At 55.0% G+C, this 24,648-nt stretch carries 21 protein-coding genes and 3 tRNA genes; 13 read left to right on the top strand and 11 right to left on the bottom strand.

The features are described 5' to 3' along the window. Position 1: 1 nt before the first annotated feature. Positions 2-184, bottom strand: a complete 183-nt coding sequence (locus F153LOC_RS12735) for a hypothetical protein (RefSeq protein ID WP_102104051.1) — start codon at positions 182-184, stop codon at positions 2-4. Positions 185-460: 276 nt separating this feature from the next. On the opposite strand from F153LOC_RS12735, the gene F153LOC_RS12730 reads away from it, so the two are divergent. Next, positions 461-892 (top strand): universal stress protein, encoded by a 432-nt coding sequence (locus tag F153LOC_RS12730; protein ID WP_102104050.1) that lies wholly within the window; start codon positions 461-463, stop codon positions 890-892. A gap of 51 nt (positions 893-943) precedes the next feature. Further along, complete coding sequence (locus tag F153LOC_RS12725) at positions 944-3,640, top strand: cation-transporting P-type ATPase (protein WP_102104049.1); 2,697 nt, start codon at positions 944-946, stop codon at positions 3,638-3,640. Positions 3,641-3,732: 92 nt separating this feature from the next. Here F153LOC_RS12725 and F153LOC_RS12720 read toward each other — a convergent pair. Then, positions 3,733-3,808 (bottom strand) — tRNA-Asn (locus F153LOC_RS12720). A 320-nt stretch (positions 3,809-4,128) separates the two neighbouring features. On the opposite strand from F153LOC_RS12720, the gene nac reads away from it, so the two are divergent. Together nac and cbl are read left to right on the top strand one after the other, a co-directional pair. Then, positions 4,129-5,046 (top strand): nitrogen assimilation transcriptional regulator NAC, encoded by a 918-nt coding sequence (nac, locus tag F153LOC_RS12715; RefSeq protein ID WP_095282537.1) that lies wholly within the window; start codon positions 4,129-4,131, stop codon positions 5,044-5,046. 96 nt (positions 5,047-5,142) lie between these two features. Further along, positions 5,143-6,093, top strand: coding sequence for an HTH-type transcriptional regulator Cbl (cbl, locus tag F153LOC_RS12710; protein WP_102104048.1), 951 nt, complete (start codon positions 5,143-5,145; stop codon positions 6,091-6,093). Between the two features lie 53 nt (positions 6,094-6,146). Here the strand turns inward: cbl and F153LOC_RS12705 are convergent. Together F153LOC_RS12705 and mtfA are read right to left on the bottom strand one after the other, a co-directional pair. Further along, positions 6,147-6,222, bottom strand: a tRNA-Asn gene (locus F153LOC_RS12705). 100 nt (positions 6,223-6,322) lie between these two features. Continuing rightward, positions 6,323-7,120 carry a DgsA anti-repressor MtfA gene (gene mtfA / locus F153LOC_RS12700; RefSeq protein WP_102104047.1) on the bottom strand — a complete coding sequence of 266 codons (798 nt, stop codon included), beginning with the start codon at positions 7,118-7,120 and terminating at the stop codon, positions 6,323-6,325. Positions 7,121-7,213: 93 nt separating this feature from the next. On the opposite strand from mtfA, the gene F153LOC_RS12695 reads away from it, so the two are divergent. Beyond that, positions 7,214-7,303 (top strand) — tRNA-Ser (locus F153LOC_RS12695). 178 nt (positions 7,304-7,481) lie between these two features. Here F153LOC_RS12695 and F153LOC_RS12690 read toward each other — a convergent pair. Both F153LOC_RS12690 and F153LOC_RS12685 read right to left on the bottom strand, forming a co-directional pair. Further along, the gene (locus F153LOC_RS12690; protein WP_146003465.1) at positions 7,482-8,177 is read right to left on the bottom strand and encodes a hypothetical protein; all 696 of its coding nucleotides are present in this window, start codon (positions 8,175-8,177) and stop codon (positions 7,482-7,484) included. Positions 8,178-8,196: 19 nt separating this feature from the next. Further along, positions 8,197-8,769, bottom strand: a complete 573-nt coding sequence (locus F153LOC_RS12685) for a hypothetical protein (RefSeq protein WP_102104045.1) — start codon at positions 8,767-8,769, stop codon at positions 8,197-8,199. A gap of 279 nt (positions 8,770-9,048) precedes the next feature. Between F153LOC_RS12685 and F153LOC_RS12680 the strand changes: the two genes are divergently transcribed. Continuing rightward, a complete protein-coding gene (locus tag F153LOC_RS12680) occupies positions 9,049-9,447 on the top strand; it encodes a DUF350 domain-containing protein (RefSeq protein WP_102104044.1) in 399 nt (132 codons plus the stop codon). A 65-nt stretch (positions 9,448-9,512) separates the two neighbouring features. On the opposite strand, the gene fumA is transcribed toward F153LOC_RS12680, so the two are convergent. Both fumA and F153LOC_RS12670 read right to left on the bottom strand, forming a co-directional pair. Further along, positions 9,513-11,162 (bottom strand): class I fumarate hydratase FumA, encoded by a 1,650-nt coding sequence (fumA, locus tag F153LOC_RS12675; protein ID WP_102104043.1) that lies wholly within the window; start codon positions 11,160-11,162, stop codon positions 9,513-9,515. Between the two features lie 55 nt (positions 11,163-11,217). After that, positions 11,218-12,726: an anion permease gene (locus F153LOC_RS12670; RefSeq protein WP_199174652.1), complete on the bottom strand. Its 1,509-nt coding sequence runs from the start codon at positions 12,724-12,726 to the stop codon at positions 11,218-11,220. A 616-nt stretch (positions 12,727-13,342) separates the two neighbouring features. On the opposite strand from F153LOC_RS12670, the gene F153LOC_RS12665 reads away from it, so the two are divergent. Together F153LOC_RS12665 and F153LOC_RS12660 are read left to right on the top strand one after the other, a co-directional pair. Beyond that, entirely contained in the window at positions 13,343-16,120 is a 2,778-nt protein-coding gene (locus F153LOC_RS12665) for a flavocytochrome c (RefSeq protein ID WP_102104042.1), read from the top strand. 94 nt (positions 16,121-16,214) lie between these two features. Continuing rightward, positions 16,215-17,180, top strand: a complete 966-nt coding sequence (locus F153LOC_RS12660; RefSeq protein WP_102104041.1) for an FAD:protein FMN transferase — start codon at positions 16,215-16,217, stop codon at positions 17,178-17,180. Here the strand turns inward: F153LOC_RS12660 and dcuR are convergent. Both dcuR and F153LOC_RS12650 read right to left on the bottom strand, forming a co-directional pair. Further along, positions 17,161-17,880, bottom strand: coding sequence for a two-component system response regulator DcuR (gene dcuR, locus F153LOC_RS12655; protein ID WP_100779675.1), 720 nt, complete (start codon positions 17,878-17,880; stop codon positions 17,161-17,163). The genes F153LOC_RS12660 and dcuR overlap by 20 nt on opposite strands. Then, the gene (locus F153LOC_RS12650) at positions 17,877-19,493 is read right to left on the bottom strand and encodes a sensor histidine kinase (protein WP_102104040.1); all 1,617 of its coding nucleotides are present in this window, start codon (positions 19,491-19,493) and stop codon (positions 17,877-17,879) included. Before F153LOC_RS12650 ends, dcuR begins: the two co-directional genes overlap by 4 nt. 164 nt (positions 19,494-19,657) lie before the next feature. Here F153LOC_RS12650 and F153LOC_RS12645 point away from each other — a divergent pair, with 164 nt between their 5' ends. The 5 genes from F153LOC_RS12645 (at position 19,658) to F153LOC_RS12625 (ending at position 23,701) form a co-directional block, all read left to right on the top strand. Beyond that, positions 19,658-20,521, top strand: a complete 864-nt coding sequence (locus tag F153LOC_RS12645) for an N-acetylmuramic acid 6-phosphate etherase (protein ID WP_102104039.1) — start codon at positions 19,658-19,660, stop codon at positions 20,519-20,521. A gap of 211 nt (positions 20,522-20,732) precedes the next feature. Continuing rightward, positions 20,733-21,002: a cell division protein DrpB gene (gene drpB, locus F153LOC_RS12640; RefSeq protein WP_102104038.1), complete on the top strand. Its 270-nt coding sequence runs from the start codon at positions 20,733-20,735 to the stop codon at positions 21,000-21,002. Between the two features lie 48 nt (positions 21,003-21,050). After that, positions 21,051-21,746, top strand: coding sequence for a phosphohydrolase (locus F153LOC_RS12635; RefSeq protein WP_102104037.1), 696 nt, complete (start codon positions 21,051-21,053; stop codon positions 21,744-21,746). Positions 21,747-21,795: 49 nt separating this feature from the next. Next, on the top strand, positions 21,796-23,229 hold the full coding sequence (locus tag F153LOC_RS12630; protein WP_228483380.1) for a DNA cytosine methyltransferase: 1,434 nt from the start codon (positions 21,796-21,798) through the stop codon (positions 23,227-23,229). After that, positions 23,210-23,701 carry a very short patch repair endonuclease gene (locus F153LOC_RS12625; protein ID WP_102104036.1) on the top strand — a complete coding sequence of 164 codons (492 nt, stop codon included), beginning with the start codon at positions 23,210-23,212 and terminating at the stop codon, positions 23,699-23,701. The genes F153LOC_RS12630 and F153LOC_RS12625 overlap by 20 nt, the downstream gene beginning before the upstream one ends. On the opposite strand, the gene yedA is transcribed toward F153LOC_RS12625, so the two are convergent. Further along, entirely contained in the window at positions 23,673-24,587 is a 915-nt protein-coding gene (gene yedA / locus F153LOC_RS12620) for a drug/metabolite exporter YedA (protein ID WP_102104035.1), read from the bottom strand. The two genes, F153LOC_RS12625 and yedA, sit on opposite strands and share 29 nt — an antisense overlap. Positions 24,588-24,648 lie beyond the last annotated feature (61 nt).

Genomic DNA, 24,648 nt, shown 5'->3' with positions numbered 1-24,648 from the left:
TTTATTCGGCGAAGGCGGATACCATTAGATACGTAAAGAGTCCTACGGCGGCGCTGGACACAATGGCCAGCACAATAAACAACGCGAGGCGAATCAGGCTATATCCAAACATCATTCCTCCCAGGATCTCAACGCCGGTAAGCCAGGGTGGCTCATTCAGCGTCAGTCGCGGATGTTTAAGCAAAGCATAGCCTGTGAAGCGGGAAAAGGTTAAACAGCGCCTAAAATTGGCAGGCAGATGAAATTGCTACCTTTGAATGAGATATGCGAAAGAACTCAACGTTAATTTATTATTTTTCATGAGATTAGTCAGTCGTCAGAAAATAACGAGTGTCCTGTGCTACGTTTAATAGCATCCCGTTCATTTCTTTGTACCCGGTTGTGGTGCTTATTCCCCTGTGTGTCATGACCCGTAGCGTTATTCATTACATATTCTATTGGTAATTAAAGGATGCTCACTATGTACAGAAATATTCTGGTCCCGGTCGATGTCTATGAAATCGGGCTGGCCGATAAGGCGCTGGCTCACGCACAGTTTCTCGCCGAGGCGGCTTCCGCTGATATCCATTTACTGCATGTGATTCCAAAATTCTCGCCGGAACTGACGCGCGGGTTTATTTCCGACGCGCGAAAGATGGACGACTATATGATTAATAACGCAAAAGAAAAACTCACTGCTCTGGTGCAGAAAACCGCTTTTGCAGCCGATCGGCTCCATTTTCACGTGCGCAGCGGCAACGTGCGCGATGAGGTCACCAAACTCGCCGACGAGCTGATGGCAGAGGTGATCATTATCGGTTCGCGCAACCCGAATATTCAGACCCATTTGCTCGGCTCGGATGCGGCCAATATTGTCCGCTATGCCCACGTTCCGGTTTTTGTCGTGCGCTGAGAGCGAAAGTGACAGTGTGCGTTTTTCGTTGCAGGACTTGAGGACGGAAGAATGAATACAGAAAAACCGGTCCAGCCCTTTTACCGGCTCTCCGTAGAAGAAACCCTGGCACAAACAAATAGTACCCCAGACGGCATCAGCGGGGCGGACGCGACGGCGCGCCTGTCGCAGTACGGTGAAAATGCCCTGCCGCAGAAACCCGGCAAACCCGCCTGGCTGCGCTTTTTAGCGCACTTTAAAGATGTCCTGATCTATGTCCTGCTGGCGGCGGCGCTGCTGACCGCCGTAATGGGGCATTGGGTTGATACGCTGGTGATTCTGGGCGTGGCGGTAATCAACGCCCTCATCGGTCACATTCAGGAAAGTAATGCGGAAAAATCCCTGCAGAGCATTCGCAATATGCTCTCCAGCGAAGCGGTGGTGGTTCGTCACGGCAATCATGAAACGGTCCCGACCACCGCGCTGGTGCCGGGGGATATCGTGGTGATCCGCGCGGGCGATCGAATTCCTGCCGATTTAAGGCTGCTTGAAGCGCACAACCTGCGGGTGGAGGAGGCGATTCTGACGGGGGAATCTACCGTCGTGGAAAAAAGCACCGAGAGACTGGAAGGGGAGCTGCCGCTGGGGGATCGCACCAATCTGCTGTTCTCCGGGACCACGGTCAGCGCCGGTGGCGGCAAAGGCATTGTGGTGGCGACGGGCGGCGACACGGAGCTGGGCCATATCAACCAGATGATGGCGGATATTGAACAGCACCGCACGCCGCTGCTGGTGCAGATGGATAAGCTCGGCAAAGCCATTTTCATTATTATCCTGGTGATGATGGCGGCGCTGTTCGTCTTCAGCCTGCTGTTCCGCGATATGCCGGTTTCCGAGCTTATGCTATCGCTCATCAGCCTGGCGGTGGCGTCGGTCCCGGAAGGTCTGCCTGCGATTATCTCGATTATTCTCTCCCTGGGCGTGCAGACCATGGCGCGGCAGAAAGCGATTATCCGCAAGCTGCCGACGGTCGAAACCCTGGGGGCGATGACGGTAATCTGCTCAGATAAAACCGGCACCCTGACCATGAATGAGATGACGGTGAAAGCGGTGATCACGGCGGAGAAAATCTATCGCGTCGAAGGTGATAGCTATGAGCCGGTGGGGAATATTCACCCGATTGACGACCCGACACCGGTGGCGGTGACTCACGGTTCGCTGCTCGAGCGCTATCTGCGCACGATCGATCTCTGCAATGACAGCCAGCTGATGAAAGACGAACAGGGGCTGTGGAAAATCACCGGTGGCCCGACGGAAGGGGCGCTGAAGGTGCTCGCCGCTAAAGTGCCGCTGCCGCCTTTGCAGACGGAGCTGCGCAGCAAAATCCCGTTTGATTCCCAGTATAAATACATGTCGACCCTCCATCGCATCGGCGATGAAGAGATGATCCTGATTACCGGTGCGCCGGACGTGTTGTTCAGGCTGTGCCAGCATCAGCAGACGGAAAGCGGCCTGCAACCGCTGAATCAACCTTACTGGGAAGCGCAGATTGAAGAGTATGCGCGGGAAGGTTTACGTATGGTGGCGGCAGCCTGGAAGCCCGCAGGTGTTGATCAAACGACGCTGGACCATCCGGATTTGCAGCAGGGCGTGATTCTGCTCGGTATCGCCGGAATGATGGACCCGCCGCGACCGGAAGCCATTACCGCTATTGGCGAATGCCTTCAGGCGGGCATTCGCGTGAAAATGATTACCGGCGACCACCCGCAAACGGCAATGAGCATCGGCAAAATGCTGGGAATTGGCAATGCCGGGAACGCGATTACCGGACGTGAGCTGGAGGTCATGGATGATCAGCAGCTGAGCGAAGCAGCGCAGAGCTATGATATTTTTGCCCGTACCAGCCCGGAAGATAAATTCCGCCTGGTGCAGGCGCTGCAAAGTAAGAAAGAGGTGGTCGGGATGACCGGCGATGGGGTTAACGATGCGCCTGCACTGAAACAGGCTGACGTCGGTATCGCCATGGGTATCAAAGGGACCGAGGTGACCAAAGAGGCGGCGGATATGGTGCTCACGGATGATAACTTCGCCACCATCGCCAGCGCGGTTCGCGAAGGCCGTCGGGTTTACGATAACCTGAAAAAAACCATTCTCTTTATTATGCCCACTAACCTGGCGCAGGGCTTACTGATTATCATCGCTCTGCTTGCCGGGAACTTAATTCCGCTGACGCCGGTGCTGATCCTGTGGATGAACATGGCGACATCCGCCACGCTGTCGTTTGGCCTGGCGTTTGAGGCGGGCGAGCGGAATATCATGAAACGCCCACCGCGCAACCCGAACCTGCATGTCATGGACGGGTTTGCAATCTGGCGCGTGGTATTTGTCGGCTCGATGATCGCCGTGAGTGCCTTTGTGCTGGAAGCCTGGCTACAACCGCGCGGCTATTCACCGGAGTTTATTCGCACCGTCCTGTTGCAGACTCTGGTGACCGCCCAGTGGTTCTATATGCTGAACTGCCGTGTCTCCGACGGCTTCTCCCTGAGTAAAGGCCTGCTGGCCAATCGCGGGATCTGGATAGTCAGCGGGGTGCTGCTGGTACTTCAACTGCTGATTATCTACGCGCCGTTTATGCAGATGCTGTTCGGCACCGAGTCACTTCCGTTCCGCTATTGGGTCATTACCTTTATTATCGGCTTCGCAATGTTCCTTATTGTCGAAATCGAAAAACCGTTGACTCGTAGATGGCGGGTGGACGCGACAGGTTAGCCCTGAGGCCGGGTAAGGTGCAGCCGCCGCCCGGTAATTTCCCTGAACGCAGAAAAGCAAAAAGCCTGCTGTAAAAGCAGGCTTTTCAAATTTGGCTCCTCTGACTGGACTCGAACCAGTGACATACGGATTAACAGTCCGCCGTTCTACCGACTGAACTACAGAGGAATCGTGTGAACGGGGCGCATATTATCGACCCCAATAACGCTTGTCAAAGGGGAGATCGATCCCTTGTGATCGTTTGCTGACAAATTCAGCAAAGTGCTTTCTTTCCCAACAAAATGCACACTTCTGGTGCAGGCTTACCCCTTATGGGGCAGATCGTAAACCGCTGTTTCAGTAATAAAACGGTGCAGGGTGATTAGATTTCCTTATTTTCAGCCGCTTAGCGTACTCATCCGTCCTCTTTTAAAAACTGGCATCCATATTGCAAAAACTCTTTCAACAATGAGCGCCAGTACCGGCACTGTATTTTAACAGGGGGCAAAATGAACTTAAGACGACTGAAATACTTCGTAAAAATCGTCGATATCGGTAGCCTGACCCAGGCCGCGGAAGTGTTGCATATCGCGCAGCCTGCGCTGAGCCAGCAGGTGGCCACTCTGGAAGGTGAACTGGACCAGCAGCTGTTGATCCGCACCAAGCGTGGCGTCACGCCAACCGAAGCCGGTAAGATTCTTTACACCCATGCGCGCACAATTCTGCGCCAGTGCGAACAAGCGCAGCTGGCCGTATGTAACGTCGGACACACCCTAAGTGGACAGGTGTCGATTGGCCTTGCGCCAGGCACCGCCGCGTCTTCCATCACCATGCCGCTGCTGCAGGCCGTTCGCGCCGAGCTGCCGGAGGTGCTGGTCTATCTGCATGAAAATAGCGGGTCGGTCCTTAACGATAAACTGCTCAACGGTCAGCTCGACATGGCGGTCCTGTACGATCGCTCACCGATTGCGGGAATCACCAGCCAGCCGTTGCTGAAAGAAGATCTCTATCTCGTAGGGACGCGCGATTGTCCGGGCCAGAGCATTGATTTAACTGCCGTAGCAGAGATGAATCTGTTCCTGCCGCGCGATTACAGCGCCGTGCGCCTGCGCGTCGACGAAGCTTTCTCTCTGCGTCGCCTGACGGCAAAAATCATCGGTGAGATCGACTCTATCTCGACGCTGACCGCCGCGATTGCCAGCGGAATGGGCGTCACGGTGCTGCCGGAATCCGCTGCGCGTTCTCTTTGCAGCGCCGCGAACGGCTGGATGGCGCGGATAACCACGCCATCCATGAGCCTGCCGCTGTCTCTGAATATGTCAGCCCGCGGCTCTCTGTCGCCGCAGGCGCAGGCGGTAAAAGAGATCCTGATGTCGCTGGTCAGCCGTCCATCGCTGGAGAATCGTGAACTGCAGCTCGTGAGCTGATATTCCATAAAGGAATAAGATGCTGGTTTTTATTATTTGTTCTGCAGGTCTGCTGACTCTAACAATAGGGCTATGTCAGATGCGCCGGAGTGAATCGTGAATTTCCAGCAACTTAAAATTATCCGTGAGGCGGCCAGGCGGGACTACAACCTGACCGAAGTCGCCAACATGCTTTACACCTCTCAGTCAGGCGTCAGCCGCCACATCCGCGAGCTGGAAGAAGAGCTGGGCATTGAGATTTTCATCCGCCGCGGCAAACGCCTGCTGGGGATGACGGAGCCAGGTAAAGCGTTACTGACCATCGCTGAGCGCATTCTCAACGAAGCCAGCAACGTTCGACGCCTGGCAGATCTCTTTACTAACGACGCGTCCGGGGTGCTGACAATCGCCACTACCCATACGCAGGCGCGCTACAGTTTACCGCCGGTGATCAAGGCATTTCGTGAGCTGTTTCCGGACGTCCGGCTGGAGCTGATTCAGGGGACGCCGCAGGAGATCGAAGTACTGCTGCAAAATGGCGGTGCGGATATCGGTATTGCCAGTGAACGTCTGAGTAACGATCCACTGCTGGTGGCGTTCCCCTGGTTCCGCTGGCATCACAGCCTGCTATTGCCCGTCGACCATCCACTTCATCAGGTTTCGCCCCTCACGCTCGAAGACATTGTCAAATGGCCGCTGATTACCTATCGGCAGGGCATTACCGGCCGTTCGCGTATCGACGAAGCCTTTAATCGCAAAGGGCTGATGCCGGATATCGTGCTGAGCGCACAGGATTCGGATGTGATCAAAACCTATGTTGAGCTGGGGCTTGGCATCGGTCTGGTGGCGGAACAGTCCGGCGGCGAGCGTGAGCTGGGGGATTTGGTGCGCCTGGACACCCGCCATCTGTTTGATGCCAACACCGTCTGGCTGGGACTTAAGCGCGGACAGCTGCAACGAAACTATGTCTGGCGCTTTATCGAGCTGTGCAATGCCGGTTTGTCGGTGGATGAAATTAAGCGCCAGGTAATGGAAACGGAAGAAGTGGCGATTGATTATCAGATTTGAGGGTGGAAGGCGGAAAAGCAAAAAGCCTGCTGTAAAAGCAGGCTTTTCAAATTTGGCTCCTCTGACTGGACTCGAACCAGTGACATACGGATTAACAGTCCGCCGTTCTACCGACTGAACTACAGAGGAATCGTGTGAACGAGGCGCATGTTAATGGCCTCGCTATTTTGTGTCAACACTAAATTCAACTTGCTGATTCAAATGATTAATTAAGAGCCAACCTGCTGTTTTAGTGTACTTGAGAGGACGAATGTCCACCAGGTCCCGCATTTTCACGTAGACGTTGCAGCGGATCTTGCTGGTAAAAATGGCAAAAACGCTGCCACAGCGCCGGGAAGCGGGGAGCGAACAGCTCGGGAGCGCTGAAGAAATATTCCGACAACACCGCAAAACACTCTGCCGGATCGGTGGCTGCGTAGGCATCAATGCTGGCCGCGCTTTCACCCACCAGATCGATCTCATCCTGGATATTGTTCATTGCCGCATGGAGATCGTGCTCCCAGCTCGCAACTTCCCGCAGAGGGATAAATGGCACGCCGCTGGCGCGATCGCCGTTGCGGGTATCCAGCTTATGGGCGACTTCGTGAATAATCAGATTAAAACCGGAGGCGTCAAAGGAGTCCTGAATATCCAGCCAGTTGAGGATAATCGGGCCTTGCTGCCAGCTTTGTCCGGACTGCACGACGCGCTGATTATGCACCAGCCCAATGTCATCTTCCCATTCGTCGTCCACCACGAATGGCGCCGGGTAGATCAGCACTTCATGGAAGCCGTCGAGCCACTCAAAGCCCAACTCCAGCACAGGCAAACAGAAGAGCAGGGCGATACGCGCGCTTTTAAGGGAATCCAGCTCAAAACCCTGAAGCGGGACGAGGCGTTTTTGCTGTAAAAAACGATCGGCTAACTGAACCAGTCGGGTTTGCTCTTCAGGGTCGAGACTGGCGAGTACCGGAATAGCCAGCGCCTCTTCCCACGGAAAAGTCGTGTTCGGTGCGGTTTCGTTCGATTTCCAGGGCCACTTAATCATCGCTTCGCTCGCAAACTCATCACTTGAACAATAATGCAGGATAAGGATCTGTTAAAATGCCAAATTACCTGGCATCATGGCAACCACTATAACGGAGAGATGCCGGAGCGGCTGAACGGACTAGTCTCGAAAACTAGAGTAGGGGCAACTCTACCGGGGGTTCAAATCCCCCTCTCTCCGCCACTTCACTGCTTTATCGTCATCATTTCTCATCGGACACCTTCCAGCGCCCTCATTCTGAATGAGGTCAGCATCAAGATGCACCTGAAGTTCGCAGGAGTCTAGCCTTAGTGCTTTTTCAAGTCATTGATGTTTTATGCAACTTGAGAGAGATATCTCGCTCTTAACGCTTTTCCCCCTTTCAAACTGCCCGTTTATCATACTGATGCCGACATAGCGTCCCGACATTGCGGTTGTTGCTTTTCGCGCCAGTATGCAGATAAAGCGGTTTTGCCTCATGTACCCAAAAGCTGTCACCTGCCTGCATTTGTTGATTAAAAATCGTTGCCTCTGGATACAGATCGCGTAACCGACTGCTGCTAAGACCAAACCACTGTCGCGATAGGGTTCTGAACTCCTGCGTGCTCAGGAGCTTGCCGCCAAGACGCGCGCAGTGCGCGCGCGCGCGGGCAAAATTTTTATCCAGTTCGCCATCACCCGTAAGCCAGGTATCGACGAAAAAGTCGTGGCGCTGCGTATTGCCGGTCTTGAGGTTTTTCAGCGTCATCGTCATGGCTCTTTCGTCTGCACGTGGTTGCCTGATCATCCTAAGCTGGATCCGTCCCTCCACGGGCTGCGGCTTTATCACTATCCAGTCATGGTTAACACTAAATTTCAGATCGTTGAGATTAAGAGACTCACTGTTGCTGCTCATCGTGACATAGGCACCCGTAAACCCGGTGCTTAACATCTCTGCCGTTCGAAATCCTGGCATGCTGGGGGAGTGAAAACTGATCTTACTGAGATAATCCGCTTTGTCGGGAGGCGCAGGATCAGCCGATACGGTTAGCGGCAGCAGCAGGGGGAGAGTCGCGACGGTCCGCAGTAAAATAGTCATTATCGGCATCCCAACGGTATTAAGTATGGGCCAGCAAACGGCCAGTTAAGATTTCCTGGTCAAGCTTTCGCGCTTCTTTATTCTGAATATTGCCTGCGGATTTCAGAGCAATAAAGATCAGCAGCGAGCAGGCGATAAAGGCTGCTAAATAATAGCCGCTCATCAGGAGATATCCGGCAAGGGAGATATAAATAAGGCCTGTTACGGCACTTGTCAGTGCAACTTTAAGTGCCACTTTTTCGCTCCGCCTGAATGAGACGCCCATGAGCGTGGCGAAAAAGATCATACTCAGAATGACACCGACGGCGGGAATACTGCAGACAGCCGCCGCGACGATAAACAGAAGGGTCTGGTATTTGCGTAGCAACGGCTTATGGGCAAAAAAGTCCGTTTCATACAGGGTTTGCGTCGAGACGTTGAATAGTCGCACCAGCCGCTGTTTACGTAATAACAGACGAACAACATGACCTGTTTTCAGATTAAGCAGTACTTCCGCCGGGATGTCGAAGACTTCTCTCGTATCGCCGCATTTAAGGACAACAGAATTCCACTGAATCTTTTCAATCTCGCCGATCAGGAGTTTTTTTTCCATTTACCCTTATCATCGTGTCTGAATAACTGCCTGAATTTCCTGCGCCAGATTGTAGGCAATAGAGCCTGTAGAAATGTAAATAACTCTGCGGGATTCATAAGGTATTGTGGATATTATTCAGCCCAGCTCAATGGGCATAACATAAATAAGGTCTTTAATGCAGGCATATGAACGGAACCCGACATGGCCTGTGAGGGGAGCGCAAGGTAAAAACAGGTAAATGAGTCGTTGCAGAAATTAATGATAAGTTAAAATTATTTTTTCTGCTCAGGGGGCAATATGCACATACTGGATGCTTTACTGGCCTTTTCGGCCTATTTTTTTATCGGCGTGGCCATGGTGATTGTTTTTCTTTTTGTTTACACCAAAGTGACGCCGCACGATGAATGGCAACTGATTAAAGATAACAATGCGGCGGCTGCGCTGGCCTTCAGCGGTACGCTGTTAGGTTTTGTTATTCCGCTCTCCAGCGCGGCAGTGAATTCCGTGGGGATCCTGGACTACTGCATCTGGGGTGGAGTGGCTTTTGTCGTCCAGCTTCTGATTTATGCCGGCGTGCGGCTCTACATGCCTACACTGGGTGACAAGATTTCCAGTAACAACATTGCTGCGGGGGTGTTCATGGGCATTTTTGCGTTGGCAGGGGGTATCCTCAACGCGGCGTGTATGACCTGGTAGTGACGACACATTGCGGAAATAAAAAAGCCAGGCCTTACGCCTGGCTTTTTACTTTACAGAATCAATCAACGCTGCGCGCAACCCGCGCACTGCTTGTTCTGGATCTGCTGGAAGAAGTCATTCCCTTTGTCATCCACCAGGATAAACGCCGGGAAGTTTTCTACTTCGATTTTCCAGATAGCTTCCATACCCAGTTCAGGCCAGGCGACACACTCCAGACTCTTAATGCTGTTTTGCGCCAGCACCGCTGCCGGGCCGCCGATGCTGCCCAGGTAGAAACCGCCGTGCTTGTGGCAGGCATCCGTGACCTGCTGGCTGCGGTTACCTTTCGCCAGCATGACCATACTTGCACCGTGCGATTGCAGTAAATCCACATACGAGTCCATACGACCGGCTGTGGTTGGGCCTAATGAGCCAGAAGCATATCCTTCCGGAGTCTTCGCCGGGCCGGCGTAATAGATCGGGTGATCTTTGACGTACTGCGGCAGTTCTTCACCGTTATCCAGCAGCTCTTTCAGCTTGGCATGGGCGATATCACGCGCCACGATAATGGTGCCGTTCAGGGACAGACGGGTCGAAACCGGATGGGCTGAGAGCTGTGCCAGGATCTCGTGCATCGGCTGGTTCAGGTTAATGCTGACCACCTCGCCTTCACCCTGCTGACGCAGTGATTCAGGAATGTACTGGCCCGGATTGTGTTCCAGTTTCTCAATCCAGATCCCGTCGCGGTTGATTTTCGCTTTGATGTTACGGTCAGCTGAGCACGACACGCCCATACCGACCGGGCAGGAGGCGCCGTGGCGCGGCAAGCGGATCACGCGAATATCGTGGGCGAAATATTTTCCGCCGAACTGAGCGCCAAGGCCCAGATTTTGCGCTTCCAGCAGCAGTTCCTGCTCCAGCTGAACATCGCGGAACGCCTGGCCGTGTTCGTTACCTTCTGTCGGCAGGCCGTCGTAGTAGCGCGTTGACGCCAGTTTCACGGTTTTCAGGGTGCTTTCAGCAGAGGTTCCGCCAATCACAAAGGCGATATGGTAAGGGGGGCAGGCCGCCGTACCCAGGGAACGCATCTTCTCGACCAGGTAATTTTTCAGTTTAGCCGGGGTGATGAGCGCTTTGGTTTCCTGATACAGATAGGTTTTGTTGGCGGAACCGCCGCCTTTCGCCATGCACAGGAACTTGTACTCATCGCCGTCGACGCTGTAGAGGTCGATCTGCGCGGGCAGGTTGGTGCCGGTATTCACCTCTTTATACATATCCAGCGCGGCGTTCTGGGAGTAGCGCAGGTTATCTTCAATGTAAGTGTTGTACACACCCTGGCTCAGCGCGGCTTCGTCGCCACCGCCGGTCCAGACACGCTGGCCTTTTTTGCCCATGATGATCGCCGTCCCCGTATCCTGGCAGGTCGGCAGGACGCCTTTGGCCGCGATTTCAGAGTTGCGCAGGAACTGCAGGGCGACATATTTATCGTTTTCGCTGGCTTCCGGGTCGTTGAGGATCGCCGCAACTTGTTTCTGGTGCGACGGGCGCAGCATAAAGGCCGCATCGTGGAACGCCTGCTGAGCGAGCAGAGTCAGTGCCTCTGGCTCAACCTGGAGAATTTCCTGGCCGTTAAATTCCGCCACGGAGACGTGCTCTTTGGTCAGCAGATAATATTCGGTGTCGTCATGTGCGAGAGGGAAGGGGTTCTGATAGTAAAAAGTTTTGTTCGACATTGCGTATCACTCCATAAAATTAAACCGCCGGAGGGTGCCCTCCGGCGGTTATGAATCAGAACATCATGGACATCCACGGATAACCAATCAGCAGCAGGGCCGCCAGGAAGATGGCGCCAAAGATGGTGCCGAGGCGCCAGTAATCTTTGGTTGGCAGGTAGCCGCTCCCGTAGTAAATCGGGCTTGGGCCGGTGCCGTATGGGGTGATGATCCCCATGATACCCAGAGAGGTCACCATCAGCAGGACGAACACTTCCATGTTAATACCCGGAATGGTGGCGGCGATGGTCAGCATCGCAGGCAGCAGCGCGGTGGTGTGCGCGGTGGTGCTGGCAAACAGGTAGTGCAGCAGGTAGAACGCCAGCAGCAGGACCACCGTTGCGACACCCGGCGAGATACCACTCATCAGCAGGCCGCCTTCTTTACCCAGCCAGGCGATAAAGCCGGTGGAAGAGAGGCCATCTGCAAGGGCCACCAAAGTGGCGAACCAGACAAAGGTGTTCCACGCGGCTTTGTTGCCGGTGATATCGTTCCACTCCAGCACGCCGGTCCACAGCATCAGGCCAACAATCAGCAGGGCGGCCAGCGCAGGTTCAATCCACGTGGCGGCGAAAATCCACATCATCAGCGCACAGCAGACAAAGACCAGCAGCAGAATTTCATTGCGCGACAGTTTGCCCAGTTTCTCCAGCTCACGACACGCCCACAGCGGCACTTCGTCGTTGATTTTCACTTCTGGCGGATAGAACCAGTAGGCCAGCAGCGGCATCACCAGAATCAGCAGCACACCCACCGGCAGGAAGGCAATGAACCAGGTGCCCCAGGAGATGTTGATCCCGACGATGCTTTTCACCAGCGCCAGAGCGAGCAGGTTTGGCGCCAGCGCAGAGAGGAACATGGAGCTGGTGATACAGGCGGCGGTGATGGCCACCCACATCAGGTAGGAGCCAATTTTACGCGCGCTTGGGTCGTTCGGTTTTGAACCATACAGCGGCGGCAGGTTAGCGATGATCGGGTAGATAGTCCCGCCGCTACGCGCTGTGTTAGACGGTGTGAACGGGGCCAGCAGCAGGTCCGCGAAGGTGATTGCATAACCCAGCGTCAGGCTGCGGCGGCCAAGATATTTCACCAGAATCAGCGCCAGACGGCGGCCAAAACGGGTTTTGTCGTAGCCCGCGGCAAACATAAAGGCACCGAAAATCAGCCAGACGGTGGAGTTACCGAAGCCGCTCACCGCCCATTTAAAGGAGGCACCTGCCAGCTTGAATTTCGGATCAGCCAGCTGTTCCGGGCTAAACAGCACCCACTGGCTGCACAGGGCGATGGCGACGACCCCGGTCAGGCCAATCACGGCACCCGGCAGCGGTTCGAAGATCAGACCAACGATCACCCCAACAAAGATAGCGAAGTAGTGCCAGGCATAAGGCGGTAACCCTTCAGGAACCGGCACAAACAGGAGGAGCACTGCGACAATAATGGGCAGTGCCATCATCAGCAGACGTTTGTTGCTTCCGTCTTTTGGCTTGCTCGCCACTGGGGGCGTTACAGCTGTTTTATCATTCATAGGTTTGCTTCTTAAGTTGTCAAAAATTCGGTTTAGCAGAAATAACATCGCGACTTTTTTAATTACTTTGCTTTCTTTAGTTATTTAAAGTGCTTTCAGGTTATTTCTTGAATAGCTATTTAGCGCGCTTTTGGAGGCGTTAAATTAAAAATTGATGATGTTTATATAGTGCGCCTTTAGAGGCCAGTGGAATTGATCGCGATCAATAAAATAGAATTGCAGTGTTATTTTTATCCATATTTTAATAACCCTATTGAGTTATGTGGATATTATCCGTTTGAAAGATTTTATTTGGCGAGATTGATATTTCACGCAAACGATTTTCAATTAAAAAATGCATATAAATCATATGCTTTTTTGATTTCTCTTCTCGCGAGTAAAGTAATGAAAACGTTAACGGAATTGATATTGTTGTGAACGCGGTATCCTAATATCAATAACACCAATGTAGTAATAATGTTATTGCAGGGATTAAATAGTTTATTAACTAACGTAATAACTTTAGTAACTAAAAATAGCGTTATATTAATACCATGACATCGGCAAAAAAATTAACCAGAACATAATCCGATAAAGAATTCTCAGATTTCAATTTTAAAAGTTTGGAGTTTCTATTATGAGCACTAACGAACGAATTCTTAGTCCTTTCACCTTACCGAATGGTACCGAACTCAAAAACCGTCTGTTGATGGCGCCGATGACCACCTGCACCGGTTATTACGACGGCACGGTGACCAGCGAGCTGGTGGAATACTACCGCGCGCGCTCCGGCAGCATCGGCACCATCATTGTTGAGTGCTGTTTTGTTGACGATCTGGGGCTGGCTTTCCCCGGCGCCATCGGTATCGACAACGACGAGAAAATCGCCGGGCTGGCAAAAATTGCCGAGGCCATCAAATCCAAAGGCTCTAAAGCGCTGCTGCAGATCTACCACGGCGGCCGCATGGTGGACCCGAAACTGATCGGTGGCCGTACGCCTGTCGGCCCAAGCGCGGTGGCCGCACCGCGTGAAGGTGCCGCGACCCCGGTGGCATTAACCGGCGAAGAAGTCGAAGGCATGATCGGGAAATTCGGTGAAGCGGTTCGTCGTGCGATTCAGGCGGGCTTCGACGGCGTTGAAATTCACGGTGCAAACACCTATCTGATCCAGCAGTTTTACTCCCCAAACTCCAACCAGCGCGACGACGAGTGGGGCGGCAGCCGTGACAACCGCGCCAGATTCCCGCTGGCGGTCCTGGACATCACCCATAAAATGGTCCGTCAGTACGCCGACGACGCCTTCATTATCGGCTATCGCTTCTCGCCGGAAGAGATGGAAGTTCCGGGCATCCGTTTTGACGACACGTTGTACCTGCTGGAAAAACTGGCCGCCCGTGGCCTGGATTACCTGCACTTCTCCGTGGGTGCAACGCTGCGCCCGTCTATCGTAGATACGCAAGACCCAACCCCTTTGATCGAGAAATACCACGCCATGCGTTCCGAAACGCTCGCGCAAATTCCGGTGATGGGTGTGGGTGGCGTTGTGAACGCTGCAGACGTTAACGAGGCGCTGGACCACGGTTACGATCTGATTGCTGTGGGTCGCGCGACCATCGCCTATCCGGACTGGACCGACCGCATCCGTGACGGCGAAACCCTGGAGCTGTTTATGGACAGCACCCAGCGTGAAGCGCTGCACATCCCTGAGCCGCTGTGGCGCTTCTCTCTGGTGGAGGCGATGATTCGCGACATGAGCATGGGCGAATCTAAATTCAAAGCGGGCGTGTTTGTCGAAACGGTGCAGGATGACACCAACGAACTGGTGATTAACGTCAGCCTCGAAACCGACCGTATCGCCGACATCGAACTGGCGTCTGGCCCAACGCAGGACGTTGAGTTCATCTCCAGCTTCGAAGAGATCCGCAGCCGCATTCTCGACGCGAACACTCCGCACGTGGACGCCATCACCGGCGCGACCAGCCAGAGTGAAGCCGTGAAAAAGGCGGTATCTAAAGCGATGGTCAAATCGAGTAAAGTGCTGGCGGCAGAAGAGGGCGTCGACCCGAACGCTGCCAAAGCGTTTGACGTGGTGGTTGTCGGCAGCGGCGGTGCCGGTCTGGCGGCGGCGATTCAGGCTCACGACGAAGGGGCAAGCGTCCTGATTGTCGAGAAAATGCCGACCATCGGCGGGAATACCATTAAAGCTTCTGCCGGGATGAACGCCGCAGAAACCCGCTTCCAGCGCGTAAAAGGCATCCAGGACAGCAAAGAACTGTTCTACCAGGAATCCCTGAAAGGCGGCCATAACAAGAACAACCCGGAACTGCTGCGTCGCTTTGTCGAAAACGCACCAGAGGCTATCGAATGGCTGGCAACGCGCGGGATCATGCTGAATGACATCACCACCACGGGGGGGATGAGCATCGACCGTACCCACCGTCCAAAAGATGGTTCTGCGGTGGGTGGCTACCTGATTAGCGGGCTGGTGCGTAACGTCAATAAACGCCACATCGAGGTGATGCTCGATACCTCCGTGAGTGACATTATCGTGGAAAATGGCGAAGTGACCGGCGTACGTCTGACCACCGAAGAGAATGAAACCCTGACCGTGGCCACCCGCAGCATTGTGATGGCGACCGGCGGTTTCAGCGCCAACAGCAGCATGGTCGTGAAATATCGTCCGGATCTGGACGGTTTCGTCACCACCAACCATAAAGGGGCTACCGGTGGCGGTATCGCGCTGCTGGAACGTATTGGCGCAGGCACCGTCGATATGGGCGAAATTCAGATTCACCCGACCGTTGAGCAAAACACCTCGTACCTGATTTCCGAATCTATCCGTGGCGGCGGCGCTATCCTGGTGAGCCAGAAGGGCAGCCGTTTCTTCAACGAAATGGAGACTCGCGATAAAGTCTCGGCGCAGATTATCGCGTTGCCAGAGAAATACGCTTACATCGTCTTTGATGAGCATGTTCGCGCGAAAAACAAAGCGGCGGATGAGTATATTGCCAAAGGCCTGGTGACCAGCGCCAGCTCGCCAAAAGCGCTGGCCGAAACCCTCGGGATGGATTACCACACCTTCCTCGACACCCTGGAGCGCTACAACGGCTTTGTGGAAAAACAGCACGACGATGATTTTGGTCGCACCACTGCGCTGCGCGCCCCGATCAACGAAGGCCCGTTCCATGCCATTCGTATCGCACCAGGCGTGCACCACACCATGGGCGGCGTGACCATCAACACCGAAACTTGCGTGCTGAACGGCGAACACCAGGTCATTCCGGGTGCCTTCGCGGCGGGTGAAGTGGTCGGCGGTATCCACGGCGGCAACCGTATCGGCGGTAACGCAGTGGCAGATATCATTATTTTTGGTACCCTTGCCGGACACCACGCCGCGATGCGCGCAAAACAGTAATCTCAATGCCCGGTGGCGCTTGCGCTTGCCGGGCACGGTTTTGTCGGCCGGATACGCGCAGCGCCATCCGGCACTCTAACCGAGGAGCGATACCATGTCTGACGACCATCGAGTCTACAGCTATTCCGCCACACTCATGGGCTCCCCCATTCTTTTGAAGCTCTTTTCGAATAACGAAGCCCTCGCATCTCGCGTGTTTCGCCTCATCAAACAGTACGAAGATCTCCTGACCGTCAACCGCGCACCGTCGCAGGTGATGGACATCAACCAGGCCGCCGGGAAACACTCCGTCAGCGTCAGCCGTGCGGTGTATCAGCTGATCCGCGTCGCGAAGGCCGCAAGCACACTGGAAAACAGCGCCTTCAATCTGGCCATCGGCCCGCTGGTGAAACGCTGGAAGATTGGGTTTCAGGGCGACAGCGTGCCGCCCGCAGAGGAGATCGCAGCGCTAATGGCGCTGACCGATCCGGCTGATGTTTTACTCGACGACACGGCCAGCAGCGTATTCCTGACCAAACCGGGCATGGAGATCGATCTCGGGGCCATCGCCAAAGGCTACATTGCCGACAGGGTGCGCGATTACCTGCGCAAAGAGGGGGAAACTCTCGGCCTGATTAACCTCGGCGGCAATATTCAGACGCTCGGCGCGCCGGAAGGGGGCTGGTCCCTCGGCATCAAAACGCCTTTCGGCGGGGCCGATGAGCTGGTCGGTACACTGACGGTGGAGAATAAGTCGGTGGTGACATCGGGCACCTACGAACGCTTTTTCGAACGCGACGGCAAGCGCTACCACCATATTCTGAACCCGCGCACGGGCTATCCGCTGGATAACGAACTCGATAGCGTCACCATTATCTCGACGAACTCTATCGACGGGGATATCTGGACCACGCTGATTTACGGGATGGGCGTGGAGAAGGGCTGTGCCGCGCTGCGCGCGCGGCCTGATATTGAAGCGGTGTTTGTCACCAAAACGAACGAGGTGGTGCTCTCCTCCATGAAGCATTTCCGCTTCACGCTTCTGGATAATCGCTATCGCCTTACTGGCAATATTGTTTGAGCAGACCCGCCTGCTCCGGCTGCAGCCGGTAGCGATACACCGGACGCCCCGTCGCACCATAGTGAATGCTGGTGAACAGAATATTAATCTGCGCCAGCCAGATCAGATATTTACGGCACGAAACGCGGGAAATACCCACTGAGTTCGCCAGATCGTCGGTGGAAAACTCGGTGTCGGGATGAGCTTCAATCCACTGGCAAATGGTGCGCAGCGTCTGCGGGGTTAGGCCCTTTGGCAGACGCTTGCTGTCTGCCAGCTCCGGCGCGCCGCCGTGCAGCAAACGATCCACATCGGCCTGTTCATAATACTGATGCGAGCCCATCAGCTGCTTCTTCTCCTTCCAGCCATTCAGCGCCTCTTCAAAACGTGGGAATTGGAAAGGTTTGATCAGATAATCCACCACGCCGTAGTGCATCGACGTCTGAATGGTAGTGGCATCGGACGCCGACGAAATCATGATCACATCAATCGGGCGGCCAGAAGCGCGAATCACCGGCAGGAGGTCGAGACCGTTGTCCTGCTGCATATAGACATCCAGCAGCACCAGATCGACAGGCTGTGCAGGATTATTAATCACCGCTTCGGCCTGATTCAGCGTAGAGGCTACGCCGCAGCAGCTAAACCCCTCAACCCGGTTAACGTACAGACGGTTCAGGTCGGCCACCATGGCATCATCATCGACAATTAAGACATTTATCACGCGATTTTCCTCTCGCTATCCCAGGGGATCTGTACAAAAAATTGAGTAAATACGCCAGGCTCGGATTCGACGGCAATCTCACCGCCCAGTTTTTCGAGCTGCTGGCGAACAAGGAAAAGCCCCACGCCGCGATTTTCACCCTTCGTGGAAAAGCCCTTCGTAAAAATATGTTCCAGCTGCGCAGGATCGATACCCGGCCCGTCATCGCTGATTTCACAGCTGAGCCAGCCATGTTGATAATGCATCAGCAGACCCACTTCGCCCTCAGGCTGGCCGGTCATCGCATCCAGCGCGTTTTCGATCAAATTACCCAGCACGGTGATCAACACCGTCACCTGTTCCGTATTCGGCGTGTCCGGCACCTGACACTCGTCGGCCAGCGTCAGGGTAAACCCCGCTTCCTTGGCGCGGTTGATTTTACCGAGCAGGAACCCGGCGATGACCGGTGATTTAATTTTATGCTGAATAGCGCCGATATCGGTCTGATAATTCTGCGCGGTCTGAATGACGTACTCTTCGAGCTTGTCGTAGCGCTTCATGTGCAGCAGGCCGAGGATCACGTGCAGCTTATTCATAAACTCATGGGAGTGCGTGCGCAGGGCGTCGACATAGCTCACCATGCCATCCATGCGCTGCATCAGCTCGCGAACTTCGGTCTTGTCGCGAAAGGTGCTGATCGCCCCAATCACTGAATTCTGGCTTCTGACCGGAAAGGTGTTGCACAGCAGCAGACGTCCGTTGCAGTCGATCTCCTGATCCTGCAGGGCTTTTCCGGTTTGCGACACCCGGCGCAGGGAGGCGAGCATCGGCATGTGGCGCGGCTCATCGGTGCTGCTGGCGGGCAGGAGCAGGATTTGGCGGGCGGCGTGGTTAATCATGGTCACGCGCCCCTGGCTGTCGACGGCGATCACCCCCTCTTTCAGAGACTGGAGCATTGCCTGGCGCTGTTCAAACAGGGCGGAGATTTCATAGGGTTCCAGCCCAAACAAAATCCGCTTGAGCAGATGTACCAGCCCCCAGGTGCCGAGCGTGCCCATTAGCGCGCTGAAGAGCACCGTCCAGATCGCCCCCCAGCGGCTGCGGCTGATCTGTTCATCGACTTTGTTGAGGGAAATCCCGACGGCGACCACGCCAATCTGCTGGTGATTATCGTCGTACACCGGCGTGAATACGCGCAGCGCTTCGGCCAGCACGCCGTGGTTGACCGAGACGTTCTCCTTCCCTTCCAGCGCGGGTTTGATGTCGTCGCCGATAAAGCGTTTGCCGAGCAGGGTGTTGTTCGGGTGAGAGTAGCGTACGCCCTGCATGTTGGTGACAACCGCGAAAAGCAAATCGTTGCGGCGAGTGATCGCATCTGAGACGGACTGGATGGGGCTGTTTTCCGGCGAATGTTGCAGGCCGCGTTTCACATCCGGGCTGTCGGCGAGGGTACGGGCGATGGCCAGCGCGGTATCTTTGACGCCGTCGCGCGTGGCGCGGGTGACCTGCATAAAGTAGAGCGCGAACGTCACCAGCAATACCGACCCAATCACGCTGCACACCATTAGCGTGACCAGGGTATTGAGCTTCATCGGGCGCTTGCGCGTCATGGCTAAAGGCTGCAAATCGCTCATCGAAACCCCGTGGATAATTATAAAGGGGTAATTATCGCTGATGACGGCGCTTTCTTAAAGCGATGTAAAAGCTGACGAATGCTCGCCTTTTCGTGACCCCCCTCGCAGGTCATCCATATAAAACACTTTATAGTGTGGGGGAATTCATAAATAAGGAGCAGTTTATGAGCGTTAAGCTGAACGGTTTGGTCACGGAAAGACGCCACGCGGATACGGCGGATATCGACAGGTTGTCGACCCTGGACATGCTGAATGTGATTCATCAGGATGATAAGTGCATTACCGATTCTATTACTCCCTTCTTACCCGTCATTGCCCGTGTGGTCGATAACGCGGCGGCTACACTGAGCCACGGCGGGCGGCTGTTTATTGTCGGCGCCGGGGCCTCCGGACGTGCGGCGCTGCATGCGGCGCTGGAGTTTGCGCCGGGAAAACACCCGGTGATGGGTCTTGATGCCGGAGACGGCGCGGGAAACTACGATCGCGGTGTGGCCGATCTGCAGGCGATGAATTTTGGCGATCACGACATGATGCTGGCGCTCTCTGTCAGCGGCAAAACGCCGTGGGTATGGGGGGCGATGCGCCACGCCTGGTCACTGGGATCGCCGGTCGCCATCATTACGCATGACGCACAAAGCGAAGCGGCACAGCTGGCGAGTATGGTCATTGCGCCGCAAACCGGGCCAGACGCGGTAGCGGGCTTTACGAATGCCAAAGCGGGGATGGCGCAAAAACTGATCCTCAATATGATTGCGTCGGGATTAGCCGTTCGCACGGGCCGGGTTTACAGCAATATGCGCGTGGATCTGGAAGCAAAAAGTATCAAATGGGCCGAACGACAAATTGCGATTGTGATGGAAGCGGGTGGCTGCACGCGTGCCGTCGCTAAAGCGGCGCTGGAGAGCTGCAATCACCACTGTAAGACCGCCGTGCTGATGGTATTGACCGGTCTGGACGCCTGGCAGGCCCGTGATTTGCTCGAACAGAACAATGGATTTATTCGCGTGGCGTTGCAGGAAGCGCCGTAAATCCTGAGGTGGTGAACAAAAAGGTCGCAGATGCGGCCTTTTGTGTTTTTGAGATTCTGATGATTAATTGCGTGCGATCAACTTAAGGTAAATCCCTTCACCTTTACTGTCGCCTGACGACAAAAACAGTGCCAAAATGTGACTTTATTCACACTTTTGTACGTGCAATGTGAAAGCAGTAACGTCGTTACCGCTGCAGTAAAGGTTAAACATGGAACAGAACACGACTCGAGGCCTGGGAGGCAAGCTCGCCCTGTGGGCGTTTTACGCATTTTGCGGGTACTTTGCCTGGGCAATGCTCCGCTATTTATGGGTGGTCAGCAAAATTCCGTCTGCGCCGGATATGGTTGTCGAGGGTGATTTAGGCTCAACCAGCGGGAAGTGGATCGGTGCGTTTCTCGGTTTTCTGGTGCTCGGGGCGGTGGGCCTGATACTGGGCGGTATCGCCTGGTACACGCGCCCGCGCGGCGACAACGAGTGAATGGCTGACGGAAAATTGTTAAGGTGAGCGTTTTGTGAAGGAGAGAGCATGGAACTTGCCCACTGGCCCCAACGCTACGAAACCTGGTTAACGGAACACCACGCCACAGATGATGCGGCCCATGACATTTCGCATTTCCGCCGCGTGTGGATGACGGCGCAGCGCATGATGGTGGGGCAACCCGTCGACGCGCTGGTCGTCCTGACGGCCTGTTATTTCCATGACATTGTCAGCCTGCCGAAAAATCATCCGGAACGCAGCCACTCCTCGCGGCTGGCGGCGCGCAAAACCCGGCAAATCCTCACTGATTTTTTCCCGGATTTCCCGGCGGATCGCTTTCCGGCCCTGGAACATGCCATCGAAGCCCACAGCTTCAGCGCCGGGATTGTGCCGCAAACCCTTGAAGCCAAAATTGTGCAGGACGCCGACCGGCTGGAAGCACTCGGTGCGATTGGTCTGGCGCGCGTCTTTGCCGTTTCGGGAGCGCTTGGCGTGGCGCTGTTTGATGCCGACGATCCCTTTGCGGATCAGCGTGAACTTAACGACAAACAGTTTGCCCTCGACCATTTCCAGACCAAACTGCTGCGTCTGCCAGAGACTATGCAAACCGAAATGGGGCGCGAGCTTGCGAATCATAACGCGCACTTTTTGGTGCAATTCATGGCGAAACTCAGCGCGGAGCTGCAGGGCGATTGTCTTGGCAGCGATGCGCAGGTGCTGAGCCGATTCCAGCGCAGTCTGTAGCGTCGAACTATGGTAATCTGTCCCCAGTCTCTTTTGCCCGGTTAAAGGTATGCAGGAAAAACGATCAGTGATACCGCCCGCACTTCTGCTGGCAGAGAAATCCACGGCCACGGTGCAGGCGTTATTAAGCAAACTGCTGACCATCTATGATGCGAAAACGCTGGTCAATGACCTGAATGCGCAAGGTGAAAGCCACTGGAGTCCTGCGATCCTGAAGCGACTGGTCACCAGCGAGCGGGCAGGGCACCGTCTTAGCGAGCGGGAATTCAGCTACCTGCAAAATCTGCTGCCGCGCCCGCCTGCCATTCATCCCAATTATGCTTTCCGCTTTGTCGACTTGTTCGCCGGTATCGGCGGGATCCGCAACGGATTCGAAGCCATCGGCGGTCAGTGTGTCTTTACCAGCGAATGGAACAAACACGCGGTACGCACCTATAAAGCCAACTGGTACTGCGATCCGCATGCCCACCATTTTAACGAAGACATTCGCGATGTGACCTTAAGCCACAAAGCGGGCGTAAGCGATGCAGAGGCGGCGGAGCATATCCGACAAAATATTCCTCAGCATGATGTGTTGCTGGCCGGCTTCCCTTGTCAGCCGTTCTCGCTGGCTGGCGTGTCGAAAAAGAATGCCCTTGGGCGGGCACACGGTTTTGCCTGCGACACCCAGGGCACGCTGTTTTTTGATGTTGTGCGGATTATCGACGCCCGTCGCCCGCCGATTTTTGTGCTGGAAAACGTCAAGAACCTGAAAAGCCACGACGGCGGAAAAACCTTCCGCATTATCATGCAAACGCTGGACGAGCTGGGCTACGACGTGGCGGATGCACAGGATATGGGTGCCGACGATCCCAAGATTATTGACGGCAAACACTTCCTGCCGCAGCACCGCGAGCGCATTGTGCTGGTGGGCTTTCGCCGCGACCTGAACCTGAAAGGCAACTTTACCCTGCGCGATATTCCGTCGCGCTATCCGGCGCATCGTCCTTCCGTGGCCGAACTGCTGGAGCCGGTGGTGGACGCTAAATTTATCCTCACGCCGGTGCTGTGGAAATATCTCTACCGCTATGCCAAAAAGCATCAGGCGAAAGGCAACGGCTTTGGTTTTGGCATGGTCGACCCGACCAATCCGCACAGCGTCACCCGCACGCTGTCGGCCCGTTATTACAAGGACGGAGCCGAGATCCTGATCGATCGCGGCTGGGATAAAGCGCTCGGAGAAGTGAATTTCGACGATCCGGAGAACCAGCGCCATCGTCCGCGCCGCTTAACGCCGCGCGAGTGCGCGCGCCTGATGGGCTTCGAATCGCCGCAGGGTTACCGCTTCCGCATTCCGGTTTCTGATACCCAGGCCTATCGCCAGTTCGGTAACTCCGTGGTGGTGCCTGCGTTTGCGGCGGTGGCAAAACTGCTCGAGTCGCGAATTCAACTGGCCGTTAAATTACGCCTGAGCGAGGCCGTCAATGACGGATGTGCACAATAAGGCGACGCGCAGCAAAAACATGCGTGCCATTGGCACGCGTGACACCGCGATCGAAAAACGGCTGGCAGGGCTTTTAACCTACAGCGGCTTTGTATTTCGCGTGCAGGATGCGGCACTGGCAGGCCGCCCTGATTTCGTCCTCGACGATTATCAATGCATTATCTTTACCCACGGTTGTTTCTGGCACCATCACGACTGTTATCTGTTTAAAGTCCCGGCGACGCGCACCGAGTTCTGGCTGACTAAAATCGGCAAGAACGTGGCGCGTGACCAGCGTGATATCACTACACTGATGGCGCAGGGCTGGCGCGTGTTGATTGTCTGGGAATGTGCCCTGCGGGGCAGATTGAAGCTCGAAGATGCCGCGCTGACCGAGCGGCTGGAGGAGTGGATCTGCGGCGGCGGTCAAACCGCGCAGATCGACACAAAAGGCATTCACGCGTTTACTGTTTTTCCACCTCACACGGGGTAACGGTCGGTTTCGCCGGGAACAGGTATTTTCCGAGCGTCACCAGTACCACCGCCATAATAATCACCCCCAGCGCTATCCATTCGACGGATGAGAGCACTTCTCCCGCAAAGGTCGTCCCCAGCAACACGGCTACCACCGGGTTGACGTAGGCGTAGCTGGTCGCAACGGCAGGGCTGACGTTGCGGATCAGGAACATGTATGAGTTGATCGCGATAATCGAGCCAAAAATTGCCAGATAACCGACCGCCAGGAAACCGGACAGCGTCGGCATCGTAGTCAGTTTTTCACCGCTCACGGCGGAGACGAAAAGCAGCGCCATGCCTGCCGCCAGCATCTCGATGGCACCGGCCATCATGCCGGAAGGCAGTTCCACTCGAGAACCCAGAACGGAGCCAAAAGCCCAGCTCAGAGAGCCAATCAGAATCAGCACCGCGCCCCACGGATTACCGCTCAGGTTCCCGCCGCTGTTGAGCAGAACAATGCCCGCAAGACCTATGGCGATCCCCATCCACTCCAGCTTGCGGGTGCGGATGCCGAACAGTCGGCTAAAGCAGAGGGTAAACAGCGGCACCGTGGCGACCACTACCGCCGCAATACCGGAGGGGACGTTCTGGTGCTCGGCCACCGTCACACCGCCGTTACCGACGGCCAGCAGCAGCAGGCCGATCAGCGCGGCGTTTAACATCGGGCGCAGCGGTGGGAGTTTATGCCCGCGCAGCAGGAGAAATGTCAAAAGCAGCACACCGGCAGAGAGAAAACGCACGCCAGCCATCATCAGCGGTGGCCAACTCTCCACGCCGATACGAATCACAAAATAGGTCGAACCCCAGATGATGTAGAGCGAAAACAGCGCTCCAATAAGGGGTAGTAATTGCCGAAAACGCATAATCCTTCACCGCGATATAAAAAGGTCGCATACAGTAAACGTGAAAACTATCGGGCTGGCG

This window comes from Lelliottia sp. F153 (assembly GCF_002870005.1).
GTDB lineage: Bacteria > Pseudomonadota > Gammaproteobacteria > Enterobacterales > Enterobacteriaceae > Enterobacter > Enterobacter nimipressuralis.
The sequence above is the reverse complement of the archived record's forward strand: the minus strand, read 5'-3'. Positions and strand labels throughout refer to the sequence as shown.

Coding starts and splice junctions, on each gene's coding strand:
- F153LOC_RS12730 (WP_102104050.1), top strand. CDS start 461: ATGTACAGAAATATTCTGGTCCCGGTCGATGTCTATGAAATCGGGCTG.
- F153LOC_RS12725 (WP_102104049.1), top strand. CDS start 944: ATGAATACAGAAAAACCGGTCCAGCCCTTTTACCGGCTCTCCGTAGAA.
- nac (WP_095282537.1), top strand. CDS start 4,129: ATGAACTTAAGACGACTGAAATACTTCGTAAAAATCGTCGATATCGGT.
- mtfA (WP_102104047.1), bottom strand. CDS start 7,120: ATGATTAAGTGGCCCTGGAAATCGAACGAAACCGCACCGAACACGACT.
- F153LOC_RS12690 (WP_146003465.1), bottom strand. CDS start 8,177: ATGACTATTTTACTGCGGACCGTCGCGACTCTCCCCCTGCTGCTGCCG.
- F153LOC_RS12685 (WP_102104045.1), bottom strand. CDS start 8,769: ATGGAAAAAAAACTCCTGATCGGCGAGATTGAAAAGATTCAGTGGAAT.
- F153LOC_RS12680 (WP_102104044.1), top strand. CDS start 9,049: ATGCACATACTGGATGCTTTACTGGCCTTTTCGGCCTATTTTTTTATC.
- fumA (WP_102104043.1), bottom strand. CDS start 11,162: ATGTCGAACAAAACTTTTTACTATCAGAACCCCTTCCCTCTCGCACAT.
- F153LOC_RS12670 (WP_199174652.1), bottom strand. CDS start 12,726: ATGAATGATAAAACAGCTGTAACGCCCCCAGTGGCGAGCAAGCCAAAA.
- F153LOC_RS12665 (WP_102104042.1), top strand. CDS start 13,343: ATGAGCACTAACGAACGAATTCTTAGTCCTTTCACCTTACCGAATGGT.
- F153LOC_RS12660 (WP_102104041.1), top strand. CDS start 16,215: ATGTCTGACGACCATCGAGTCTACAGCTATTCCGCCACACTCATGGGC.
- F153LOC_RS12650 (WP_102104040.1), bottom strand. CDS start 19,493: ATGAGCGATTTGCAGCCTTTAGCCATGACGCGCAAGCGCCCGATGAAG.
- F153LOC_RS12645 (WP_102104039.1), top strand. CDS start 19,658: ATGAGCGTTAAGCTGAACGGTTTGGTCACGGAAAGACGCCACGCGGAT.
- drpB (WP_102104038.1), top strand. CDS start 20,733: ATGGAACAGAACACGACTCGAGGCCTGGGAGGCAAGCTCGCCCTGTGG.
- F153LOC_RS12635 (WP_102104037.1), top strand. CDS start 21,051: ATGGAACTTGCCCACTGGCCCCAACGCTACGAAACCTGGTTAACGGAA.
- F153LOC_RS12630 (WP_228483380.1), top strand. CDS start 21,796: ATGCAGGAAAAACGATCAGTGATACCGCCCGCACTTCTGCTGGCAGAG.
- F153LOC_RS12625 (WP_102104036.1), top strand. CDS start 23,210: ATGACGGATGTGCACAATAAGGCGACGCGCAGCAAAAACATGCGTGCC.
- yedA (WP_102104035.1), bottom strand. CDS start 24,587: ATGCGTTTTCGGCAATTACTACCCCTTATTGGAGCGCTGTTTTCGCTC.